Below are 23,228 nucleotides of genomic sequence, written 5' to 3'. Positions count from 1 at the left end.
AATTAGAACATTATGGTAGTTAAAAGTTTAAAATATATTTTATTCATATCCGTTGTTGGTCTTATTGTCAGTAGTTGTAATAGATCTAACTCTCAAGAATCAATGTCGAAAATCCCAAAAGAGGAATATAAAGTCTTTACAAAAAAAGAGTTAAAAGATAAGATTAGAGGTGGATGGGCAGGACAAACAATAGGTGTAACCTTTGGTGGTCCTACAGAGTTTAGGTTTAAAGGGACCATGATTCAAGATTATCAAAAGATAGTTTGGCATGATCATTATATTAAAGAAACTTATGAAGCAGATCCTGGTCTGTATGATGATGTATATCTTGATCTTACTTTTGTGAATATTTTAGAAAAAGTAGGCTTAAATGCTCCTGTTGAAGATTTTGCTTTAGAGTTTGCAAATGAAGATTACAAATTATGGCATGCTAACCAGGCGGCACGATATAATATATTAAACGGTATAATGCCTCCCGAATCTGGTCATTGGATGAATAATCCACACGCAGATGATATAGATTTTCAAATTGAAGCTGATTTTGCAGGTTTGATGGCTCCTGGAATGACGAATACATCAACGAAGTACTGTGATGAAATAGGCCATATCATGAATTATGGTGACGGATGGTATGGTGGAGTTTTTGTTGCTGCTATGTATACACTTGCATATACGTCTGATGATCTTGATTATATAATTAGTGAAGCTTTAAATGTAATTCCCGAACAAAGCCTTTTTCATCAAACAATTGCCGATGTTATAAAATGGCATAAGCAATATCCTGATGATTGGAAACAAACATGGTTTGAGATAGAAAAAAAGCATACCTCAGAAAAAGGGTGCCCAGAAGGAGTTTATAATTCATTTAATATAGACGCTAGAGTAAATGCAGCATATGTGATTGTTGGATTATTATATGGTCAAGGTGATTTTTTTGAAACAATGGATATATCTACTCGATGTGGGCAAGATTCAGACTGTAATCCTGCCACAGCTGCTGGGATTTTAGGAGTAATGTATGGTTATGAAAATATACCTGATTACTGGAAGCCTGCTATTGAAGAAGTTGAAGACATCAATTTTCCCTATATGGATATAACTTTAAATGACGTTTATGATTTAACTATGAAGCATAGTCTTCAGCTAATTGTTGAAAATGGAGGTGAAATTAATGACGAAAGTATAAAAGTAAAAATTCAGGACCCTGAAACAGTTAGATTTGAGGAGTCTTTTACAGGACTTTTTCCTTCTGAAGAACGTTATCTAAGACAGCATTATACTGATGAAAATATTAATATTGATTTTACAGGGAATGGCATAGTAGTGTTAGGAAATGTAAATAGTATTTGTAGCGAACCAACAAGTGATTATGTAGCTCTTTTAGATGTTTATATTGATGGTGAAAAGGTAGAGCAGGTGAAAATGCCATACGATTATATTGTTCGTAAATATGATATTTTTCATAAGTACTTGTTGGAAAATAAGGATCATAATGTAGAAATTAAATGGGTAAATAAAAACCCTGATTTTAGTATTTATATGAAATCAATAGTTATTTACAGTGACAATCCAAGTATTTGAACTTAATTAAACACTAATATTCATTATGTTTACTATAGAATTCAGAAGTTATGGTAATAAAATATTTTATTACTTCATATTGTGTTTGTGTGTTATTAGTTGTTCGAGCGAAACTACGGTTTCCGAACAAAATCCTTTTCCTGAAGAGGAAGACCCACCTTTTTCACGATTATTGACTAATCAAAAATTTTATAGTTCCTTATTAGGCGAAGAGGTTGAATATGCTGTGTTACTCCCAGAAGGATACGAAACATCTACTGAAGAGTATCCTGTTACGTATTTGTTTCATGGTTTTGGAGATAATGAGGATGCATGGTATACAAACGGAATGATACAATATTATTCTGATCAATATAGTGCAGAGATAACTCCTATGATTTTTGTTATGCCTAACGCATATAACACCTATTACGCTAATAGATATAATGGTATGTATCCTTATATGGATATGCTATCTGAGGAGATGGTTTCGGAAATAGATGATTTATTTAGAACTAAAAGTAGTAGTGATTTTAGAGCAGCAATGGGGTATTCTATGGGTGGTTATGGAGCATTAATTCTTCCTGCCTTAAATCCTGATGTGTTTTCAGTAGGTGTTCCTTTAAGTATGTCGTTTAGGACAGATGCTCAATATCTTGCAGAACCTCAAAGCGTCTATGACTATCAGTGGAGTCCAATATTTGGGGGAATAGGTGCAAGTGGTCAAAGTCGAATTACAGATTATTTTAGAAGTTATAGCCCTTTTCATTTTTTTGAGGATCAAGAAGAGAGTAATTTTCATAATTTAAAATTATTTATTGATTGTGGTGATGATGAAGAATCGCTTTCAGTTACCAATGACAAGTTGCATACTGTATTAAGAGATTTGAGTATACCACACGAATATCGTGTGAGAAGTGGAGGTCATTCCTTTAACTATTGGAAACAATCCTACCCTGAAGCTTTAAAGTTTATTAGTGATGCTTTCTTAGGGGTCGAGTATAATCCACAGCCTAGTCAAATATCAATTGGAGAATCAATTAATCATTCTGATTACCAGGTTGAAATGGTAAATGGGGTATCATTTAATGTATTAAAAAATTTGAACTATGACAATTTAGAAACTACTAATTTTCCAGTTTTGTATTTTATTCATGACCACAATGATCAACTTTCAGTTGATGAGTTATCAGCATTATCTTTACTTTACAATGCAATGGCTAATCAAAGTATTCCAGAAGTAATTATTGTAGAAATACCATTTGAAAATGATTTGAATTCTGATAATATACAAGAGATTATTACTTATATGGATGCTAATTTTCGAACATTACCAATAAAAGAAGAAAGGTTGTTAATAGGTAATGTTTTAGGAGGTTTAAAGGCTGCTCAAATCATTAATGATGAACCAGAATTTTTTAACTCGTGTTTTTTATTTGAAGCGCAATTAACGGGTAATGCTATATCACCAGTTTCAGGAGTGTTTTATTATCTTGATATAGCTGACGATAGTGAAGAATATAATGGGTATCATGATTTGTATTCAGCTATCAGGGAGCAAAATATAAACTATGAATATAGAGTGAGGCAAGGCCAAGAAATATATCAGTTTTTTCTTAGTGGATTGGAAAATTCTCTTTCAATTTTGAATGAAAAATTATAACATATAAATATGAAATCATCATTAAGAATTTTTTCAGTAGTCTTTTTGTTTGTCTTACAATCTCAGTTAGGTATAGCTCAAGATATGGTTATAACATATGAAGATAAGTATATAGAAAGTACTGTACTAAATCAATCTGTTAAATACTCAATTATACTCCCTGAAGATTATTTTAAAAGTGAAAAAAAATATCCAGTTGTCTATCTTTTACATGGACTAGGTGGAACTAATAATTCTTGGTTGGAATATGGTAGGCTAAGTCAGTATATTGAAACTGCTATGACACAAAATAAAATTCAGCCAATGATTTATGTGATGCCGGAAGGTTATAGAACATATTATGTAAACGACTATTATGGAGAATTTTTGTATCAAGATATGTTTATAAATGAATTGGTCCCTTTTATCGATTCTAATTATAGAACTATTCCTAATAACAAAAATAGAGCAACGTTAGGATTTTCTATGGGTGGTTTTGGGGCTTTGATACTTCCTTTAAAACATCCTGAGGTGTTTTCAATTTGTGTACCCTTAAGTATTTCTATTCGAACTGATGATCAATATATGACAGAAGACGCTGAAGAATGGGATGAGCAATGGGGAAGACTTTTTGGAGGTATGGGTTTGTATGGGAAAGATCGAATAACTCAATATTATAAGGATAATTCACCTTTTCATTTGTTGAAAAAAGATAACTTGAACGAATACATAGATTTAAAAATATTTATAGATAACGGTGATGATGAACAGACTTTAAGTAAGAGTAATGAAGAGTTGCATATGCTTCTAAGAGATTTAAATTTTAAACACGAATTTAGAGTGAGAAATGGTGGGCATACTTTTGAATATTGGCGAGAGTCGTTGATAAACGGAATGAATTTTATTGATGATGCATTTAATGAAAAGCCTTATAGAGGTGATGAAAAAAATGATAACAATTGCTCTCTTAATGAAATTGAAATAAGTCAAAATTTAGTAAATGAAACTGGTTATGATGTTTTGCTACCAAAAGACTATACAACATCTACCCGAAATTATCCAATAATTTATTTTATAGGGAAATTTAATGATTCAACCAAAGCGTCTATTTTGGACATTTTGAGTAGTCAAATTAAGTCAAATAAATTTCCTCCCAATATTTCTGTTTTTACGGATTTAAAAACTCCTTTTGATTCTATTATATCAACAGTCAAGAGTAAATATCGTGTTAGAGATGGGCGACGATTCCAGTCCGTAATAGGTTACAAGGAAGAGGGGCTAAAAGCATTGGAGAAAGTGCTAGTCAGTACTGAATTCACATCATGTGCTATTTATGATGCTCCTATTGATATTGAAATTTTTAAATCTCTTAATCAAAGGCAGCTTAACTCTTTAGAGCGTACATGGTTGTATATTTTGACAACTGATAAAAGTGAAAATTACAGGTCTAATGGTGAATCACATATATTATTAAAAGAAAGAAAAATATATCATGAATATAGAGTAGGTGAAGGGAAAGGAGGGGCTGATTGGTTCTTAAATGAACTTTCAGAAATCTTGGATTTTAGTCAAAAGAAAATTCATTATTAATTAAAGAAAAACTAACTTTTTAAATTATAAATTATGAAAAAATCAATAGAAAAATTAAATTTAATTGCTGCTTTGTTTGTGGTGGTTTTATTGTCATCTTGTACAAATGATATTGGAGGCGACTCGTTGCTTCCCGTGATTCCAGATTCTCAAATAAAAAGTATAACCTTCGATGGAGGCTATGGGGTTGAGAGTTGGGAATTTGTTTATGATGAAAGTGGTCGGGTTATAAGTATAGCAAACTCATGGGAAGGTGGTGATCCTGAACTGATAACTTATGATTACTCACAGTCAGGAGAATTAGTTATAAATAAAGCAGGAAACATAACCAATTATAGTCTTGATGAGGAAGGGCGTATTAGTAAAGAGTTTTGGAATGAGTCAGGAACAGCGTATGCTCGTTTTGTATATGACAGTGAAGGTTTTCTCAGTGAAGTGATAGAGCATTATGATGGTGCTGATCATTTAAAATACAAAAATGTGATAGAAGATGGTAACATTACTAACAGAGTCAGGTACGAGGATGATGGTGTGACTTTAAGAGAGGATAGAGTTTTTGATTTTACTATTGCATCAAACCCTAGCTCGATACATCAAACATTTACTGTTGATTCTCAATGGAAGACATTAGGTGGGTTGTTTGGGGTTCAAAGTAAAAAATTGGTAAGTAACTATACTAGAATTTTAGCATCTGATCCAGATTCAAATTATGGGGCCACCTTTGATTATACTTTCGATGAAGAAAATAGAGTAGCGACTCAAGTTAAAAACGGAACAAGTAGTGGTGGGGGTTTTACAGAATCTTGGTCATATACTTATTACGAAAATTAATTTTATAATCACTATTCAAATTAATTTAAATAAGAGTTTTATTAATCTTAAAAGATGAGTCATGTTTATTATAGATAATTATTTTTTAGCTGTTTTTCTATGTGTTATTACAATGTTGTGTTGGGGCTCTTGGGCTAACACACAAAAGTTAGCTTCGAAAAAATGGGGTTTTCCACTTTTTTATTGGGACTATACACTTGGAGTTGTGCTGTTGTCATTAGTGTTTGGGTTGACCTTAGGAAGTAATGGGGAAGTCGGACAGTCGTTTCTACCAAATCTAGGTGACGCCTCTATAAATGCAATTTTTTATGCTTTTTTAGGAGGGGTGATATTTAATATAGCAAACTTACTGTTAGTTGCAGCTATTGAGATTGCAGGGATGGCTATTGCATTTCCGATAGGTATTGGGATTGCATTGGTTTTGGGTGTGATAGTTAATTATGTTGCAACACCTTTAGGAGATCCTTTATTGTTATTTATAGGGGTTGGACTCGTTACTTTAGCAATTATTTTGGATGCTTTAATTTATAAGAGAATTTCTAAGGGTGTGGCAACAACAAAGGGTATTGTTATTTCTTTAGCTGCAGGTGTGCTTATGGGGTTCTTCTATAGATTTGTTGCTGCTTCAATGTCAGTTGATTTTTCAAGTCCAACTGCAGGACTTTTAACACCATATACAGCTGTATTTATATTTTCAATAGGGATATTAATTTCTAATTTTGTGTTTAATACATTTTTTATGTATAAACCTATAAGTGGAGACAAGGTCACTTACAAAGATTACTTTAAGTTAGGCACTCCAAAACTTCACTTAATTGGGGTTTTAGGTGGAGCAATTTGGTGTTTAGGATTTATCTTAAATATGATTGCTGCAGGTGAAGCTGGATTTGCAATTTCGTATGGGTTAGGTCAAGGTGCTACAATGGTAGCTGCAATTTGGGGGATTTTTATATGGAAAGAATTTAAAGAAGCGCCTACGGGTACTAATAAATTAATTGGGCTAATGTTTTTGTTATTTATTGTTGGACTTTCGTTAATAATAATGGCGAAAGATACTTAATGCTATGACTTTTAAAAGGTTATAAGTATGTAAGTCGTATTTATAGGTTTGTTAAATTAGAAATAAAGCAGGGAATTTATATATAGTATTTTAAAAGGTTTGATTAATTTTGAGTGTAATTAAACCGCTGTGTTAGTTTTGTTTGAAATATCTTTTTAAAGTTTTCTGCTTTTCCAATATCAACATAATTCTAAATAATAAAAGCTAAGGGGGAAGAGTTTATTTGTCTAATGCTAGCTCAGCATTGTAAACAAGTCTGTTTTGAATATTTAATCAATTCGTGTTCTAAATTACATTAAAATACGAATCCTTTAAAGGATAAGATTATTCCAAATTGTAACCCTGTTTAAACTTATATCTTAAGTTTATTTCAAAATCCTTATCGTTTGTCTACGTTGATTTCCAACTCTATTGGTGCTAGGGAAATAATGTTTCTTAGTGATATATTGTTAAGCTAGAGATCTTGAAGTCTTGAGTATTTCTATTACTCACTTAGTTTTTATGAATTAAATTTAGTGTATATTTTATAATTTTTAGAGGATTGTTTTTATTAAAATTAACAGAACAGTTGATGCGAATTAATCCTATCAAAGAAAAAGGATTATAGTAGGTCAATTTTGGAAAAAAGATTGCATATTGGATTACAATTTAATTTTGTCATCAATTGCACTGTTAACTTCTAACATTATCGTTTTATCCTTAAAGACGATTACAATTCTATTTTGATTTAGATCAAACATGAGTTCTTTAGCGATATAAATGACGCCCTTTTTAAATAATTCGTGCTCTATTGGAAATTTAGGATAATTGATAAAGCCTAATGTAGCCGAAGGTTCATCTTGACCTATAAAAACGATATCACATAGTGTAACCTTAGTGCTTAATAAAATTTGGTCGTTCATTACTTTTAACTTCTGCTGAGCTCTTATTAGCTTAGCCTTAAGTTCGGATACTTTCCAAGCTTCCTCAGAATACCCTTTATTTAAACCTATTGTCAATTCTGCTGTATAACTCGGAACAGTTACTTGATTTATTTTCATGTTGATGTTTTAAATCTTTATATTCTTGACAGTATTAGTTGGGTCACAGAATAATAGTTATAGATTAATTAAAATTTAATTATTGGTTGATCGGTAGGTTGGTTTATAGTCCAACTTTTTAAAACGTTGATATGATACTTCAGCATCATTAAATTACGGTTTTCATATACTGAGACATAATCTTCACTAATATGTTTCACTGTTGTGTCATCATCGTGCTGAGACAGTGCTAAGGCAACACTCTCCATTATTTTCTTATCAATATCCTGCTCAACTTCCTGAATCGATCTTCCTTCAGTTTTAATACCTAAGCCGTTTAAAACCTTATATACAGTATTATAATCAGAATTCTTATCAAGGATATGGTTATTTCTTATAGTAATTCGAGTTGAACTTACATGTTGAGGTTTCTTTCCGAAGATTAAATCTTTTAGCTTAAATTTATATTTGTAATAATGCTTCTCGAATTTTGTAATTTTCTTGTATTGCATAATTTTAATGTTTTAAAATTACACCAATAAAAGATTTGGAAGTTGCACTTTATTTTGACAGACTGTCCACATCTTTTTACCACCGTGGACTCTCGTCTCGGTTGGTATCTTATTAAATAAGATTCTTGATGTATGAATTATTTACGGTAAAGTTAATAAAATATGTAATGGATTGTAGGTTATAACTGTGTTTTCTTCCAATACTGTTTTAGTTTTTCTGCATATTCTTTTGGTGTGATCTTTATATAATCTAAAAATTGTGATTCTGTTTTGTGACCTGTGATTTTCATAATAGTAAGCGTATCTATTTTTCCGTATAGATTAGTGGCAAATGACCTTCTGCAAACGTGTGAGGTGACTAATTGGTATTTAGGGAATTTACCAGATTTTTTACGATGAATTTTTTTCTTCTCACCATTTTCGTCTATTATTTGAATTGGGCAAATTTTAGCACCTTCAACTAGTTCTGTCATACCTATTTCTTTACAAACTATTTTTATATAGTCATTAAATTTCTGATCACTTATTTTTCTAGGGAAAGATCCATTTCTTTTATCTAAAATTGCTTGCACTTGATCATGTAAAGGTGTAATCACAGGGAAATCTGTTTTCTTTGTTGTTTTTTCGATAAATCCACCATCTATATTTTTTTTAGTCAGTTTGAGGAAGTCTGAGATACGGAAACCTGTTCTTACACCAATGATGAACCAATCTTTAGCGTTTTCTAAATAATCTAAATTAAAATTGGTATGATATATTTTATTAATCTCTTCCTCTTTTAAGTAGATGTCTTTTGTCTTGTTAGTTGGGCTGTAAAATTCAGGAAACCTATAGTCGTTTGGGATTTCAATACCTTTTCGAGATGCATTTCTACAGAAAAGTTTTATATCATCAATGTAACCACCTATTGTGTTTGGATTTAAGTGTTGTTTGGTTTCTAAAAAATCTATCATTTTTGAATGAAATTCAATATCTATATCTTTTAATAGAACTCGTTTATTAATATATTTTTCGAGTGCGATTACTTTGTTTAGTGTGGTTGTATAATGTTGAATTGTTTTTTTAGAGATTGGTGTATTGTTTCTTGATTTTTTATTATGAGACTCTTTAATAAAGACCTCAATGAAATTAGTTAAAAAAACTCTACTGTCAGTTTCTTTGTTTTTGGTTTCTCTTTTAAAAAATGAGGATATTCTTTTTTTTAACCACATAGAGTCAATACTTGTGGAATTTATCTTAGAATCTTCGTATTCTTTTCTAACTATTGTATCTAATTCTTGAAGTTTTAAATTAAAATCTTTAAAATTTATTTTTGGGGTATCAAGAATTTTTTGTTTTGATTGACTCCATCTGCCTTTAGGTGTTTGGATTCCCGTAGATAATTCTATATCAAATTGACCTCCTTGTTTGAATCTATAATAAATAGTGTTCCATTCATTGTCAGTCTTGATTCTAAACTTACCGCTTGCCATACTGTTGATTTTTTTTATAAAGATAGTTTTATATTTTATTTGATGTAATGATTCCCCTAATAATTCCCCCAATTATGTTAATTAAATATGATTTGTTTAAATAATAGTAAATTCATTATGTTTATATTGTCAACTATAATAAGGCTTTCGTGTTTTTTAAGTTTTAATTTTGTCTGATTAAATTAAAGGTTGTACTCTCTCCGCCTGTACAAAAGTTGAAAAGTCGAAGAGAAATCTTCGACTTTTTTTATTTAAAATCCATATGTAAAAAAGGACAGGTAAAACTTATTTTCCATGACTTTAATTTAGAATGACGAGTTTTAAATGCATTTGATATTAAAAGACATATGAAAGCTTTTTTTAATGGGTGCAGAACTTTATTTATATCCAAAGCGTACTGTTGCTACTGATGGAAAACTCAGATTACTTTTAGACTGTAATTCCATGGCGTTTTTAACAGAGCAGGCAAATGGTATAGCTACTGTTGGTGAGTAAAGACTATAAGATATTGTGCCTACTCAAATTCTAGAACGTGCTCCGATTTATTATGGAAGTCGTGATATAATAAAAAAATTACTTGAATTTATTAGTCAATAAATTAAAATACGTATATTCTTGTGTCAAACTAAATATATAACATGCGTAGAATTATATGCTTTCTTTGTGTTTTAATAACATTATTGATTCAACAAGCTTATTCTCAAAACTTTGAAAGAATTTCTAATAAAGAAGGGTTTAATCAAAATACGGTTAATGCCATAGCACAAGATAAATATGGGTTTTTATGGTATGCTACTCCCAATGGCTTAATTCGTTATGATGGCTATGAGTTTAAAACATTTAGCACTCAATCTAAAGGTGAGCAAACCATTTCTAGTAATAATATTACCTATTTATTTAACGATAACGATGGTATACTTTGGATAGGTACCAATGTTGGGGTGAATATCTACGTGCCTTGGTTAGAACGCTTTTTTACAGTTCCGATTAACCGTAATATTGATGTAAATAAGATAGACTCTAAAAACGATGGCTATGTTTGGGTGACGTCTTCTAAAGAATTAATACGATGCCAGTTAAAGGATGTGAATAATGGTGTTTTTGAAGTGTCTGAGAATGTACTTGATATAAAAGAAGAAACAGAATTAAAGCTCAATACATTTACGTTTGGTCAAAATGCTTCCATTTTTTTAGGTACAACAGATGGCTTAAAAAAAGTGAAATACCAATCGGAAAGTCCAATATTAAAATCTGAACTGCCAGCTATAGATGATTTTGAATTTTTTAAGGATAAAGAAATCACTGAAATCATAAAAACGGATAACATCTTTTGGATTGGTACAACAAAAGGGTTGTACAGTTCAAATTTGGATTCAAATGCGAATTATTTGATTAAAAAAATAAAGGTTCCCAATGAAGATTCTACATTTTACGTCAATAGTCTTTTTAAAGATAATGATAATGCTATTTGGATTGGAACAATAGGAGATGGACTCTTTAAGTTTAACCCAATTCTAAATTCTTTTAAGTCTTTTAATTACGACCCAAAGAATAAAAACAGCATCAGTAGCCATCAAATTAATGCGGTTTATCAAGATAGTTTTAATGTGCTTTGGATAGGCACTGCTCAAGGTGGAATTAATAAATTAGATCTTTTTCAAAAACCATTTTACTCCTACAGTAACAACCCATATGAGAAGTTCTCTATTGGTGATAATTTAATTACCTCAATTTTAGAAGATGACACGGGTAAAATTTGGGTTTCTGGTTATAATAAAAATTTATTCAGAAGTAAAGATGTCGTTAATGAATCTAATATAGATAAAATTCAATTTGAAGATTTACAAAGTCAACTGCCTATTGAAAATAATGATGTTATCAGGTGCATTTATCAAGATCAACAGAATTATATTTGGTTTGGTACTGACAAAAAAGTCATGGTCTACAACCCAAAAAGGAAAGATTTTAAAGCCGTTCAATTTTTATCAAAAGGAGATAATCTCCCTTTATTCTTAACTCGAAAAATTGAACAAATAAATGATACTGAATTTGTTTTAGCCGGAAATAGAATTATAGTTATTCAAAATCCATGGAACACAATTGATGCTTCAAGTCAGCCAGAGATCCCTATAAAATCGATCTTAGAAATATCCGCAGGTAAAGTACAAAGCTTTTTGCAGGATAGTAATAGCCAGTTATGGTTTGGTACAGACAATGGATTATTACAATCGACGTATGTCAACGGGAAAATTGAGGTGGTTAGAGAATACCGAAAAAATAAAGAAGGGAGTCGTAAACTAAGTTATAATAGTGTTTTTACACTTTATGAAGATGCTAAAAAGAATCTTTGGATTGGTACGTTTGGTGGTGGCTTAAATAAATTGACTTTAGACAAGGACAGCAATCCGTTAAAAATGGAATACTTCCGGAAAAATGATATTCTACCAGATGACGTTATTTATGGAATTTTACCAGAAGCTAATAGCGATAATTTATGGATTAGTACAGACATGGGCTTGGTGCGATTTAATACGGTCTCAAACAAAGTCAATGTTTTTGATGTAAGTGATCGTTTAATTCAAAATAATTTTAGACAATCAGCATATACCTTAGGAGCATCTGGCTATATGTATTTTGGTGGTTTAAATGGTCTAACCATTTTTGACCCTCAGAAAATAGCCTTAAATAGACAGTCGCCAAGAGTATTAATTACATCGTTATTAATTAATAATAAACGCGTAAAAATTGGTGAGAAATTTAATGATATTACAATACTAGAAAAAGCAATTTCAGAAACAGATACCGTAACCATCTCTAAAAGTCAACGTATTATTTCCTTTAATTTAGTTGCAGAACATACCTCTGCTCCTGCTAAAAATAAGATTGCTTATAAATTGGAAGGTTTTAATAAAGACTGGGTAGAAACAGACGAAGGTAAATCTGCTGTAACTTATACCAATTTATCTGATGGGACTTATACACTAAAGATAAAATCGGCTAATGGAGATGGCATTTGGAGTGATTCTACCAAATCCTTAACTTTAGTTGTTTTACCACTCTGGTACCAAACATGGTGGAGTTACACATTATTGGTACTTATATTTTTAGGAATTGGCGTCGGAATTGTGTTCTATTTTGTTCAACATGAAAAATTGAAACAAAAATTAATCTATGAGCAATTAGACAAAGACAGAATGGAAGTCATTAACCAAGGTAAATTTAAATACTTTACCAATTTATCTCATGAGTTTAGAACGCCTTTAACCTTAATTTCAGGACCTTTAGATAGAGTAATTGAAAATAATACCAATCCAGAAAGTGAGCGCTTTTTAACGATTATAAAGCGAAATACACACCGACTTTTAAGTTTAATAGATCAATTAATCACGTTTAGACAAGCAGAGCAAGGATATTTGAATTTAAACTATACAAAGTCTACTTTAGGCGATTTCTTATATCCAACTACAGAAGCTTTTGAAAATTATGCTTTAGAAAAAAATATTAATTTTCATTACAAAATAAGTTCTCCCAATGAAGAGATTGTTATTGATGTAGAAAAATTAGAACGAATACTTTTTAATTTATTATCTAACGCTTTTAAAAACACACCTATACAAGGAACTATCAGTATTGATGCCTCTATTATATTTGATGATGATGTTAAAAAGATAAAAATAGATGTTATTGACACAGGTAAAGGCATACCAAAAGAAAGTTTAAACAATATTTTCGAACGGTTTTACCAATTGGGTAATCAAGATGGTAATGTTAGTGGAGGTGGTATTGGTTTATCCTTTTGTAAGTCTTTAGTAGAATTATTTAATGGTAGTATTTCTGTTAAAAGTAAACCCAATAAGAAAACTCGATTTAGGGTAATTATCCCATCTTCAACTATTGAAGACGTTGATATTGAAGACAGTGATTCTAAAAAATCTTTTATAAAAAATTGGGTGCCCTTGCAAGGCAATACTATTGAAGCTTCTAAGAGCAGAAAAAATGGTGAAAAGCAGCACAATGTTCTAGTTGTTGAAAATGAATTAGATATTCAAGAATTTCTTAATAATGCTTTGTCGGATAAATATAACATCACCATAGCAAATAATGGTGTAGAGGCGTTAGAAGAAATTAAAAAAACAGAGTTTAGTACTGTTATAAGCGATGTTATGATGCCAGAGATGGATGGGTTTGAATTATGTAAACGCATCAAAGCTAATCCTGAAACCTGCCAGCTCCCTGTTTTATTATTAACAGCGTTAGGAGATAATGTAGATTTAATTAAAGGTTTAGAGTTTGGGGCTGATGAATATATTAGTAAACCATTTTCTTTAAAGCATCTTGAGCTTCGACTGAAAAAGCTAATAGAGAATAATGTTAGGATAAAGGACTATTTTTCTAAGAATAGTTTACCTCCAAAAGACAAAAAGGAATTAGGGTTCTCTAAAAGGGATCTCGAATTTTTAGAGAATATTACCGAGATCATAGAGAAGAACTTATCTAATTCAAATTTTGGAGTAGAAGAATTATCTACAGAAGCTGGTTTAAGTTCCTCTCATTTCTATAGAAAGTTGAAGCAACTTACAGGGCAAGTTCCTAATGCCTATATACGTAATTTTAGATTACAAAGGGCTGCGGAATTATTAGATAGTAATAGTGGTTTTAATGTCGCCGAAGTGATGTATCAAATCGGTATAGAATCTAATTCTTACTTCTCTACCTCATTTAAAAAACTTCATGGTATGTCGCCTTCAGAGTACTCAAAAAGGGAGAAATGATAGTTTTGAGCAATGAAATGATGAATCATAGAATACCATTAAAGTAGATATCAATTAGGTTTGTTGTAAAGAATAAATAATTAATCTTAAACAATTTTAAAATTATGAAAAAAACAATAGTATTACTTGTATTAAGTATCGCAATGTGTAGTACAGTATTTGCTCAAAAAAATTTAGAAAAAAGAATAGATAAAAGAGTGGATACATACGTTGAAAGGGTAGAGAGTAACATGACTTTATCAGATAAAGAAAAGAAAACTTTGGTGTCATTAAGGGAAGCACATGCGATAGCTTTTTATGAAATCAAAGAAAAGTATGAAAAAGGTTCCGCAGAGAATAAAGAGAAAAGAAAGGAAAACAACAGGGAATTTGCGAGATCATTAAATGAAGCTTTTGGAAAAGCTAGAGCAAAAGAAATAAAAAATGCTTCGAGGAAGAATTAAAGCAAATAGAAGAAAAAGTTAATGCCTAAAAAAAGGCATAAAATGTAAAGTCCTTTAAAGTATTCAACGTTTGAATACTTTAAAGGACTCTTTTTTTGCAAATAAGTTCACTGTAGTTTTGCAACAAAAACGGCTAATCGTGACTACTAATTCTATTCATAAGGCTTTAAAATAGAGGCTTACAGAATTGTTTAAACACAAATGACATCTATAAAATTTTATCATTAATATATTTTCTCATAACGATAAACCACGTAAAGCTTCTATGTTTACCAAGATGCTAAAGCAGTTCTTACCCATGTGTTAGGCGCAATACAAACGTAAATATGTGTATTGGTTACTCTTATTTCGCCTTCAACTCCAGGATCAGTAGCACTAGTAGGTGCTGTATTTAATGCTGATAGTTTATATTGAGTGGCTTCAGTTGTGCCTTCTACTTCAAGAGCATGTGTCGTTGCTATTTTGGCAATACCCACTCTGTCATTGGTAAAGTCTCCATAAATTAATGGTGTAGCTTCTGTATTATTTTGAATTAATAGGGTTGAAGAAAGTGTACGTAAGTTCGTATGATAACCTGCACCATTACCAATTAAAACGTTAGAATCTCCTGTGGTAAAACGACCTGTGTTTTTTCCGATAAACACGTTGCTATCTCCAACTAATTCGCGACCAGAATGTTGACCGATAAGTACATTCTCATTTCCTGCTAATTCACTACCTGCTCTATTACCAACGATTACATTTGAGTTTCCAGAAGAGCCATCTCCTGCAAATGAACCCAAAGCAGTATTATTGCCAGATGTGTTACCACTAAGCGCAAAATGACCAAATGCGGAATTGTTGTTATTGTTAGTATTACTAAGAAGTGCCTGGTATCCTACAGCTGTATTTCGAACTCCTCCTGCATTTTGATGTAAAGCATGGTAACCAACGGCTGTACTACTAGCTTCAGTACCTGACGCTGTATTATTAGTTAAAGCTTCTGTCCCAACTGCAGTATTGCCATTTCCAGTAGTGTTATCATACAACGCTAAATTACCAATCGCAACATTTTCTTCTCCAAGCGTATTTGTAAACATAGCTCCATTACCAATAGCTGTATTTTGGGCGCCAGTATTTTCTCCTAATGCGTCTGCACCCATTGCTGTATTATGATTGCCAGAAGTGTTTTTTTCTAAAGCTCTTTTACCAAAAGCAGAATTTCCTTGTCCTGAAGCGTTAACGCGCATGGCACTAAATCCAAAAGCCGAGTTATTATTGGCCGTATTATTTGTTAAAGTTGAATAGCCAAAAGCAGCGTTGTTATTGCCTGTTGTGTTTACTTCTAAGGCTTTGTAACCTACACCAACATTTTTACGATTGGCACTATCATCATTTAATCCTGCATCAACCCCAATGAAAATAGAAGAACCATCTTCAGAACCATCCACATCAGATTTTGCATCAGAAAGATCGTTGAGTTTTTCAATACTTGAAAACCGAATCCAACGTGTTGTCGCTTGGTCCCAATGATAAAAACCCTTAGCGTTTAAACCAACTGTTGTAGTTAGGTAAACAAGTATGCCATCTTGCGCGGCAGTAGGGTCAGTACCTGGGAAATTATCAATTCGAGGAATTAAGATGCCATCTTCATTTGATGGTGCTGCTTGGTTAGACGCCGTTATATCTAAAGTGGCTTGTGGGTTTGTGTTTCCAACACCGACTTGTGCGTAGGAAAAAGAAGCCATAATTAACATCACGTAAAACGCGATATATTTATTATACGTGTTACTTTCCGTAAATAATTTAGTTTTCATATCAGTAGAGGGATTTGATAATTGTTGTATAGTTGTAAATGTGGTTATTATTGTTTTATAAATTTAAAAACCTGAATGTCACTAGTTGCAGTATACGCTTTTATAAAATAAACGCCTTCAACTAATTTTGAAACATCAAAAGAAGCTTGATTACTATTAAATTTTAATATTTCCTGTCCATTAGCATTGTAAATAACTGCAGAAGAAATTTCTTTTGATAAGCTAAAGTTTTGCTTAACAGGATTTGGGTATAAAACAAGTTTATTAAAATAATCATCAGAGTCAATACTTAATGTTTCGCCTACTAAGTAAGCTCCCTCTGGTCTTACGTAGGGGATGTAGTCTGGTTTTGGTGTTTGTTCCATTCTACCATTTATGTCTTCCATTATGGCCATTTCATCATCCGTAATGGCACCATCGGTAATGGTTGTGCTATAGGTAATAGTCGCCCCTGCGTCTGTTAAGGTTCTTACAAAACGGTAGGCTTGTTCAACTTCAAAAACTAAGTCTGTACTGGCTACACTCCAACGTTTTCTAATGGGACAAAAATAATGCTTTAAGCCGTCCTTACTGCCATCAAAAGAACCCCAAGGTGCTGCAGCAATTAGAGGAAAAAGAAGCTCTTCATAGGCCCAAGAATTAGGAGGAGCTCCTTGGCCAAGAGGTGTAGGATGGCCAGCTGTAAAATCCATATAAGGATCGTTGATTACGAAGTTTCTAATTCTATAATCTCTTGGGTCTTCATCATCAGTAGCATCTGAATCTACATAAATGAGATCCCCATTGTCGTCCGTTAGATATGATGCATTTCCATTTGTAGCAATGGCTATATTAGGGTCAACGTCTCTAATCATAGCGATAAAATCACTTAGTTCTCCCGGTAGATTCCCTAAATTATCTAACCAATAACCATCTACCAAGCCTTGAAACCGTTCGAGGTAGCCTCTAACTAATGTTCGCCATGCCAAAGCCTCATCACCAGCAAATTCAGTGTTGTAATAAGTTTCCCATGCTGCTGAAATTTCTAATTCTCTGTTGTCAACACTGCCTTGAATATATCCTGGTCCTGCACCATTTAAATAGAGAATTACTTTTTTTCCTGAATTTCTAAAAACATCAATGACATCTAATATAATTTGTTCATTTTCTAGTGTAGGTACCATATCAGGATGAATTTCATTGGCAATATCTACATAAGGATTATCTCTTAAAGTATAATAATAACCATGTGCAGGATGTGTGAAATTTGTAATAACATGACCAACAGCTGGTAAGTTATCTACAATTTCTTGTGCGCCAGCAACCCAATCGTCATTGCTACTGTTATCTAATCGATACCCGCCATTTAGATTAAATCGCACACCCCAAGAACCAGATAAAAATAAGGCATTTCTTAAGGGTTGCTCAAAACTTCCTGAAATGGTATCTATATAGTAAGTAGATGTTAATCCTGAAGTGTCTCCAGAAGCTAGTACAATCATTATTTGATCATAACCTCCTGCTAATAAGACATCAGAAGGAATTGTTTCTTGGTCGAAATCAAAGGAAAAAGACTCCCAAGTTTCGCCTTGAGAAAAGTTTGATTGTAGAAAGAGGTTGCTAGAACTTCCAATACTTGAGTTTTTTAAATACAACCGGATTCTGCTATTTGTGGTATTCAAATCAACAGTAGGTATAGATATATAGGCTTTTAACGAAATTGTTTTTGATGATAAATCCGTTATTGGTACGGATAAATCGAAACTAACTTTAGGGTTTGTTTGTCCATCTCTAACAAATTTAGAGACTGACGCATTAGCGTTGATACTTGTTATTTCTGGATTTGTTTCATCGGTCGTAAATAGGCCTTTTTGTGCGTTGGCAAAATGGATGATGTTGGTGTGACTTGAGTTTTCATACCAAACTTGCTGTGCTGCAATAGGACTGTTAAAGATAAATACCAATAGAGCAATTAAATAAATTTTGTTAATCATACGTTTAGAAGGTGTTAATGAAAATTGTTTATTCTTAAGCTTTTTAAAAATTTAATTTATCATATCGATATTAATTGCTAAAGCCTAGCAAATGGATTATGCTTATACGAGATGAAATAATTATGTTATAAAGTTAATCGGACTGCTATTATTACGTTTTCTCTAATCCACCCATTTCTTACTGTATTCCGTCTAAGGGCTTTTATTGTAGGGGATTAGATGTAGTGGTTTCAAAATAATTTTATAAACCAATTTTTCAGAGGGTTTCGTTAGCGATTACGACATCAAAATTTCAGCAGAGGGTGAATTGATGGATTAAAGCAAAACTAAGAGCAAAATAAGGTATAGAATACCGAAGCTGTTTTGTTATTTAGCAAAAAGTATAACATTTATTAATGTATCCCCTGAATTTAAAAAAACAGAAATGAAGTATAAGAACTATGTAACTTGCCTAATCGTCGCAGTTTTTTGTTTTAGCTGTAATACACAACACCCAAAAGTATCGAGCCAGAAAACTCAAAGTACTGATAGACCAGAACCAAATGTTCTACTTTTACTTACTGATGATTTAGGTTGGCAAGATGTAAAAATCTATGATATTGATGAACCTTCGCCATACGAAACACCTAACATTGATGCCTTAGCGAAAAATGGCGTTCAGTTTTGGCAAGCGTATTCTCCAGCACCTACATGTGCACCAAGTCGGTGTGCTATAATGAGCGGGAATCATCCAGCAAGAGCTCAAAAAACGCATGTTGTAGGTGGTGCTCCTCCTACGGTGTACGCTCGCAAAGAGACACAACGTATCTTAGACCCTTGGTATAGCGGACGTATGCCAGAAAACGAAATGACTTTAGCAAGGGTTTTGCAGCAAAATGGCTACACCACAGGACATGCAGGAAAATGGCATATGGCTATTAATCACCACGCCTTTCCGCAACCAGAAGATCAAGGTTTTGATGTAACAACACATGATCGTGGTGTTACAAGTCCTCAAAAACCGCATCGTTTAACAGATTTTGCAACAACTGATGCTTCTGATCCTTACCGTTTAGATGAAAATGGTTTTCCTTTTCACCAAAACAATCAAGATGCCTTAAACTTCATAAAAGACAATAAACAAGATCCGTTTTTCTTGTACTATGCTACGTTTCTTGTGCACGCACCAATTCATACAAGGAGTAAAGCACTTTTAGAAAAGTATTGTGAAAAGTTAGGGGTGCCTTTTCCAACGGATCCTGATCATTGGGAGTTAGAAGGACAGAATAATCCGTATTACGCAGCCATGGTAGAAATGTTAGATTATTATGTAGGACAAGTTTTTGAGTATTTAGAAACTACTGACGATCCACGCTGGCCAGGCCACAAACTTATTGAAAACACCTATATTATTTTTACTTCAGATAATGGAGGAATGGAAGGTCATCCAGGCGAAGTCTTTACAGATAATTATCCATTAGACAAAGGGAAAATAAACGCTAAAGAAGGGGGAACAAGAGTGCCTTTATTAATCTCTGGGCCAGGTATTAAAAAAGGTGTAGAATCTAATGTTGTTGTAAATGGTCTCGATTTTTACCCTACAGTTCTATCTTTATTAGGTGTTGAAAAGCCTAAAGACAAACATTTAGATGGTGCAGATTTATCGACCTTATTATTAAAAGATCCTACAGATTCTAAATTGGTTTTGGATAAAAATGGCAATGAGCGAACAACGATGATGTGGCATTTTCCACATGCTTCGTACCAAAGCACCTTGCGTGTTGGAGATTATAAATTCATTAGAAATTATGATTATAAAAATAACCCAAGAAAATCACAATTTGAATTATACAAATTATATACGACTGATAAAGGAATCGCAGAGCGTGTAGATATTGAGGAGGCAAATAATTTAGCAACGTCTTATCCTGAAAAAATAAAAGAAATGAATGCGCAATTGACCTCTGTTTTAACAGAAATGAACGCGAGTTATCCGTCTTATAATCCGTATTACAAAGGTGAGATGGAACATAAAGAAACGGTTCCTACGGTATTATCTGCATCAAAAACACATAATAAAGTTGTTTTTAAATACAAAGAAAATGGTGCTGAGGTGGTTAAAGCTGATCTAATTTATACCACCAATGGTGGGCATCGTTACGAGGAGTGGTTTAAAATCGATGCAAAAATAAATACCGATGGTACTATAATAGCGAATTTACCAAAAGGAACCACGCATTATGTTATTAACCTAATTGATACGCATAATTTCTTAGTGAGCTATCCTGAAATGCCCACGATAAAATCACTTAGAAAGACGAAAAAAAAGTATTCAGATTATGCCTTAAGTAGTGAATAATTCATTATTTTATAAGGGCTTAAATAAATGATATTTTATTAAAAAAAATCATAAACCCTTCTGTTTTAGCTTGTATATGACCATTATACAAGAAATAAGAATGTTTTTGGGTGAATTAAGCAAGACGAATTTAAGTCATATGGCTAATTTTGATTAACTAATTTAAAACAATATATTATGAAAAAACAATTACTTTTTACGGCAGCGTTATTTGTTGCTACATGTACCACTTTTGCTCAAGAAGTTTGGTATGATATTGATAATTCAGTTACAGATTTAACATTGTCAAGTACAGTGAGTTGTGATGGTTGTACAGTTACAACAGAAGCCAATCCTGATGCTGCTGATGCTGCTGCTACCAATGTAACGTTATGGAAAGTCCCTGGAAGCGCTACCCCTGTTCTTGAAAACAAAGTGCTTAATTTTAGTTTTCCATCAGGTGAAGGTGTGACGCTTTCTGATTATTCTACATTAACTGTGACGGTACGTATTTATTTTCCTGAATACGATTATTTTAATGCCTTTGATAATGCAGACCGTTTTAGACTTTATTTAATGGATCAAGACGGTAATGGTTCTTATGTACAGAGAAAACTTCAAGAAACAAATGAAGGAGGGTGGCATCAATTGGTGTTTGATTTCAGTTCAGCTAGTGGAGCAGCACCTATTAGTGATATCGTTAAAGGTGAAATAAGAACAATTTATCAACCGACTAGGTTTGATAACCTAGATAACGATCTTGATTATTACATTGATACAATTTCAAGTAATAAAGCGATAGGGTCTATTACCTTATCAGTCGATGATCAGGAATTAAACGATTCTAAATTAAAATTATATCCAACGAGCGTGGTTAATACTTTTGAAACTTCAAGAGATATTGATTCTGCTGAGGTTTATAACTTAACAGGACAAAAAGTTAAAACATTTGGCGCACAAAACGCATTTGATGTTTCTAATTTAGCAGCTGGCATATATTTATTTCGTGCTCAGTTAGATAATGGAGCTACACAAACGTTGCGTTTTATTAAAGAGTAACGTATTATATCCCAATAAAAAAGTTCCTTGGTTAAATTGATCAAGGAACTTTTTTGTTTTTCTACAATAGTATAACATAATAAGGCTCTTAATTGCAAGATTTGAGTACCGATTATTAATCTACCTGTTATACTTCAAAAGAGTTATATGAATTCAGAAAAGTGTGTAAAAGCCTGCTTATTAGTGTTGTTTACTTGTTTTTGCAAGAAATGAGAATACTTCTGGGTGAATGCAGCAAGAAGTGACTTCTCTAAATAGTTAGCTTTGACTAACTAATTTTAAAAGAATAAATATTATGAAAAAACAATTACTTTTTACAGCAGCATTACTTTTTGTTGCATTAACAGCATTTGGTCAAGCAACAGCACTTGACCCATTGGCGACAGATACACAAATTAGAGTAGCAGATACAGATTTTTCTCAAACTGATGGACCTTTTGGTGCAAGTGGAAATGGTGTTCATGTTAATGCAACTGAAGCAGAAGTTATTAATGGAACAATTAGTTTTGATGTGGTTTCCTCTGGAGAAGATTTCGAAACATCAATTATATTTCACGTAAGAAAATTATATGGTAATTCTGGTAGTGTAAATTTAACTATTGATGGCACAACAGAAGCGTTTCCACTGGCTCAAGATGCTGGTGCAGCCAATCTTGATGCTTATGAAACATTTAGCAATTTAACATTTTCGCAAAATGTAATGATAACATCGACTCCTAAAACGATAACATTGGATGTTAATATTTTAAAAGACGCTGCTGCTGAAGCTAAATTTAGATTCTATTGGGTTAGATTTACTAATGAAGCTTTAAGTGTCGATAATTTTGAAATACAAGAGACAACTGTTAGTGTTTTTCCTAATCCTGCAAAAAATAGCTTTCAAATAGATTCTAACAATAGTATTGAGCGTGTAGAACTATATAATATTACGGGGCAATTATTAAAAACATATAGCGAAGAAGCTAATTATGATATTAGTGATTTAGCAACAGGAATTTACATTGCAAATATTAAGACGCAGTTTGGGTCTAAAACCTTGAGAATAGTAAAAGAATAAAGATTTTATTAATAACAAATTCATTCATTAAGAGTTCCGTAGTTACATTAACTATGGAACTTTTTTTTTCTATAGCATCTAAAAGTTGTCACTTAAATTTATTTTTGAAATTTAAGTGGTAGTAT

The 23,228-nt window shown here is 32.3% G+C and carries 16 protein-coding genes and 1 riboswitch; of the genes, 11 read left to right on the top strand and 5 right to left on the bottom strand.

What is annotated here, in order from left to right:
* Positions 1 to 12 precede the first annotated feature (12 nt).
* The 5 genes from K1X16_RS04970 to K1X16_RS04950 all read left to right on the top strand — a co-directional run bounded on the left by K1X16_RS04970 (position 13) and on the right by K1X16_RS04950 (position 6,683).
* On the top strand, positions 13 to 1,581 hold the full coding sequence (locus K1X16_RS04970) for an ADP-ribosylglycohydrolase family protein (RefSeq protein WP_225035269.1): 1,569 nt from the start codon (positions 13 to 15) through the stop codon (positions 1,579 to 1,581).
* A gap of 25 nt (positions 1,582 to 1,606) precedes the next feature.
* Positions 1,607 to 3,223: an alpha/beta hydrolase-fold protein gene (locus K1X16_RS04965; RefSeq protein ID WP_225035268.1), complete on the top strand. Its 1,617-nt coding sequence runs from the start codon at positions 1,607 to 1,609 to the stop codon at positions 3,221 to 3,223.
* Between the two features lie 9 nt (positions 3,224 to 3,232).
* Positions 3,233 to 4,792 carry an alpha/beta hydrolase gene (locus K1X16_RS04960; protein ID WP_225035267.1) on the top strand — a complete coding sequence of 520 codons (1,560 nt, stop codon included), beginning with the start codon at positions 3,233 to 3,235 and terminating at the stop codon, positions 4,790 to 4,792.
* 33 nt (positions 4,793 to 4,825) lie between these two features.
* Positions 4,826 to 5,623: a hypothetical protein gene (locus K1X16_RS04955; protein ID WP_225035266.1), complete on the top strand. Its 798-nt coding sequence runs from the start codon at positions 4,826 to 4,828 to the stop codon at positions 5,621 to 5,623.
* A 61-nt stretch (positions 5,624 to 5,684) separates the two neighbouring features.
* Complete coding sequence (locus tag K1X16_RS04950) at positions 5,685 to 6,683, top strand: multidrug DMT transporter permease (RefSeq protein ID WP_225035265.1); 999 nt, start codon at positions 5,685 to 5,687, stop codon at positions 6,681 to 6,683.
* A gap of 641 nt (positions 6,684 to 7,324) precedes the next feature.
* Here the strand turns inward: K1X16_RS04950 and K1X16_RS04945 are convergent.
* From K1X16_RS04945 to K1X16_RS04935, 3 genes are all read right to left on the bottom strand, one after another.
* Complete coding sequence (locus K1X16_RS04945; protein WP_225035264.1) at positions 7,325 to 7,723, bottom strand: hypothetical protein; 399 nt, start codon at positions 7,721 to 7,723, stop codon at positions 7,325 to 7,327.
* 68 nt (positions 7,724 to 7,791) lie between these two features.
* Positions 7,792 to 8,214 carry a hypothetical protein gene (locus tag K1X16_RS04940; RefSeq protein WP_225035263.1) on the bottom strand — a complete coding sequence of 141 codons (423 nt, stop codon included), beginning with the start codon at positions 8,212 to 8,214 and terminating at the stop codon, positions 7,792 to 7,794.
* A gap of 40 nt (positions 8,215 to 8,254) precedes the next feature.
* Positions 8,255 to 8,351, bottom strand: a riboswitch (SAM-I-IV-variant riboswitch).
* 42 nt (positions 8,352 to 8,393) lie between these two features.
* On the bottom strand, positions 8,394 to 9,686 hold the full coding sequence (locus K1X16_RS04935; RefSeq protein ID WP_225035262.1) for a phage integrase SAM-like domain-containing protein: 1,293 nt from the start codon (positions 9,684 to 9,686) through the stop codon (positions 8,394 to 8,396).
* A 363-nt stretch (positions 9,687 to 10,049) separates the two neighbouring features.
* Here K1X16_RS04935 and K1X16_RS04930 point away from each other — a divergent pair, with 363 nt between their 5' ends.
* The 3 genes from K1X16_RS04930 (at position 10,050) to K1X16_RS04920 (ending at position 14,901) form a co-directional block, all read left to right on the top strand.
* A complete protein-coding gene (locus K1X16_RS04930) occupies positions 10,050 to 10,181 on the top strand; it encodes a hypothetical protein (RefSeq protein ID WP_225035261.1) in 132 nt (43 codons plus the stop codon).
* 143 nt (positions 10,182 to 10,324) lie between these two features.
* A complete protein-coding gene (locus tag K1X16_RS04925; protein WP_225035260.1) occupies positions 10,325 to 14,458 on the top strand; it encodes a two-component regulator propeller domain-containing protein in 4,134 nt (1,377 codons plus the stop codon).
* Positions 14,459 to 14,562: 104 nt separating this feature from the next.
* On the top strand, positions 14,563 to 14,901 hold the full coding sequence (locus K1X16_RS04920; protein WP_195870028.1) for a hypothetical protein: 339 nt from the start codon (positions 14,563 to 14,565) through the stop codon (positions 14,899 to 14,901).
* A gap of 269 nt (positions 14,902 to 15,170) precedes the next feature.
* Here the strand turns inward: K1X16_RS04920 and K1X16_RS04915 are convergent, their stop codons facing one another.
* Positions 15,171 to 16,697 (bottom strand): hypothetical protein, encoded by a 1,527-nt coding sequence (locus tag K1X16_RS04915; protein WP_225035259.1) that lies wholly within the window; start codon positions 16,695 to 16,697, stop codon positions 15,171 to 15,173.
* Between the two features lie 47 nt (positions 16,698 to 16,744).
* Positions 16,745 to 18,670: a T9SS type A sorting domain-containing protein gene (locus K1X16_RS04910; RefSeq protein ID WP_225035258.1), complete on the bottom strand. Its 1,926-nt coding sequence runs from the start codon at positions 18,668 to 18,670 to the stop codon at positions 16,745 to 16,747.
* A gap of 424 nt (positions 18,671 to 19,094) precedes the next feature.
* Between K1X16_RS04910 and K1X16_RS04905 the strand changes: the two genes are divergently transcribed.
* The 3 genes from K1X16_RS04905 to K1X16_RS04895 all read left to right on the top strand — a co-directional run bounded on the left by K1X16_RS04905 (position 19,095) and on the right by K1X16_RS04895 (position 23,103).
* A complete protein-coding gene (locus K1X16_RS04905; RefSeq protein ID WP_225035257.1) occupies positions 19,095 to 21,008 on the top strand; it encodes a sulfatase in 1,914 nt (637 codons plus the stop codon).
* A gap of 177 nt (positions 21,009 to 21,185) precedes the next feature.
* Positions 21,186 to 22,046, top strand: a complete 861-nt coding sequence (locus K1X16_RS04900) for a T9SS type A sorting domain-containing protein (RefSeq protein ID WP_195870024.1) — start codon at positions 21,186 to 21,188, stop codon at positions 22,044 to 22,046.
* Positions 22,047 to 22,341: 295 nt separating this feature from the next.
* Complete coding sequence (locus tag K1X16_RS04895; protein ID WP_225035256.1) at positions 22,342 to 23,103, top strand: T9SS type A sorting domain-containing protein; 762 nt, start codon at positions 22,342 to 22,344, stop codon at positions 23,101 to 23,103.
* The last annotated feature ends 125 nt before the right edge of the window (positions 23,104 to 23,228 follow it).

The sequence above is a fragment of the Winogradskyella sp. SM1960 genome (assembly GCF_020179375.1).
Taxonomy (GTDB): domain Bacteria; phylum Bacteroidota; class Bacteroidia; order Flavobacteriales; family Flavobacteriaceae; genus Winogradskyella; species Winogradskyella marina.
This window is presented reverse-complemented; position numbering and strand designations above follow the sequence as displayed.

Excerpts from the sequence above, each read along its gene's own strand:
- K1X16_RS04970 (WP_225035269.1), top strand. The coding sequence starts at position 13 with ATGGTAGTTAAAAGTTTAAAATATATTTTATTCATATCCGTTGTTGGT.
- K1X16_RS04965 (WP_225035268.1), top strand. The coding sequence starts at position 1,607 with ATGTTTACTATAGAATTCAGAAGTTATGGTAATAAAATATTTTATTAC.
- K1X16_RS04960 (WP_225035267.1), top strand. The coding sequence starts at position 3,233 with ATGAAATCATCATTAAGAATTTTTTCAGTAGTCTTTTTGTTTGTCTTA.
- K1X16_RS04955 (WP_225035266.1), top strand. The coding sequence starts at position 4,826 with ATGAAAAAATCAATAGAAAAATTAAATTTAATTGCTGCTTTGTTTGTG.
- K1X16_RS04950 (WP_225035265.1), top strand. The coding sequence starts at position 5,685 with ATGTTTATTATAGATAATTATTTTTTAGCTGTTTTTCTATGTGTTATT.
- K1X16_RS04945 (WP_225035264.1), bottom strand. The coding sequence starts at position 7,723 with ATGAAAATAAATCAAGTAACTGTTCCGAGTTATACAGCAGAATTGACA.
- K1X16_RS04940 (WP_225035263.1), bottom strand. The coding sequence starts at position 8,214 with ATGCAATACAAGAAAATTACAAAATTCGAGAAGCATTATTACAAATAT.
- K1X16_RS04935 (WP_225035262.1), bottom strand. The coding sequence starts at position 9,686 with ATGGCAAGCGGTAAGTTTAGAATCAAGACTGACAATGAATGGAACACT.
- K1X16_RS04930 (WP_225035261.1), top strand. The coding sequence starts at position 10,050 with ATGGGTGCAGAACTTTATTTATATCCAAAGCGTACTGTTGCTACTGAT.
- K1X16_RS04925 (WP_225035260.1), top strand. The coding sequence starts at position 10,325 with ATGCGTAGAATTATATGCTTTCTTTGTGTTTTAATAACATTATTGATT.
- K1X16_RS04920 (WP_195870028.1), top strand. The coding sequence starts at position 14,563 with ATGAAAAAAACAATAGTATTACTTGTATTAAGTATCGCAATGTGTAGT.
- K1X16_RS04915 (WP_225035259.1), bottom strand. The coding sequence starts at position 16,697 with ATGAAAACTAAATTATTTACGGAAAGTAACACGTATAATAAATATATC.
- K1X16_RS04910 (WP_225035258.1), bottom strand. The coding sequence starts at position 18,670 with ATGATTAACAAAATTTATTTAATTGCTCTATTGGTATTTATCTTTAAC.
- K1X16_RS04905 (WP_225035257.1), top strand. The coding sequence starts at position 19,095 with ATGAAGTATAAGAACTATGTAACTTGCCTAATCGTCGCAGTTTTTTGT.
- K1X16_RS04900 (WP_195870024.1), top strand. The coding sequence starts at position 21,186 with ATGAAAAAACAATTACTTTTTACGGCAGCGTTATTTGTTGCTACATGT.
- K1X16_RS04895 (WP_225035256.1), top strand. The coding sequence starts at position 22,342 with ATGAAAAAACAATTACTTTTTACAGCAGCATTACTTTTTGTTGCATTA.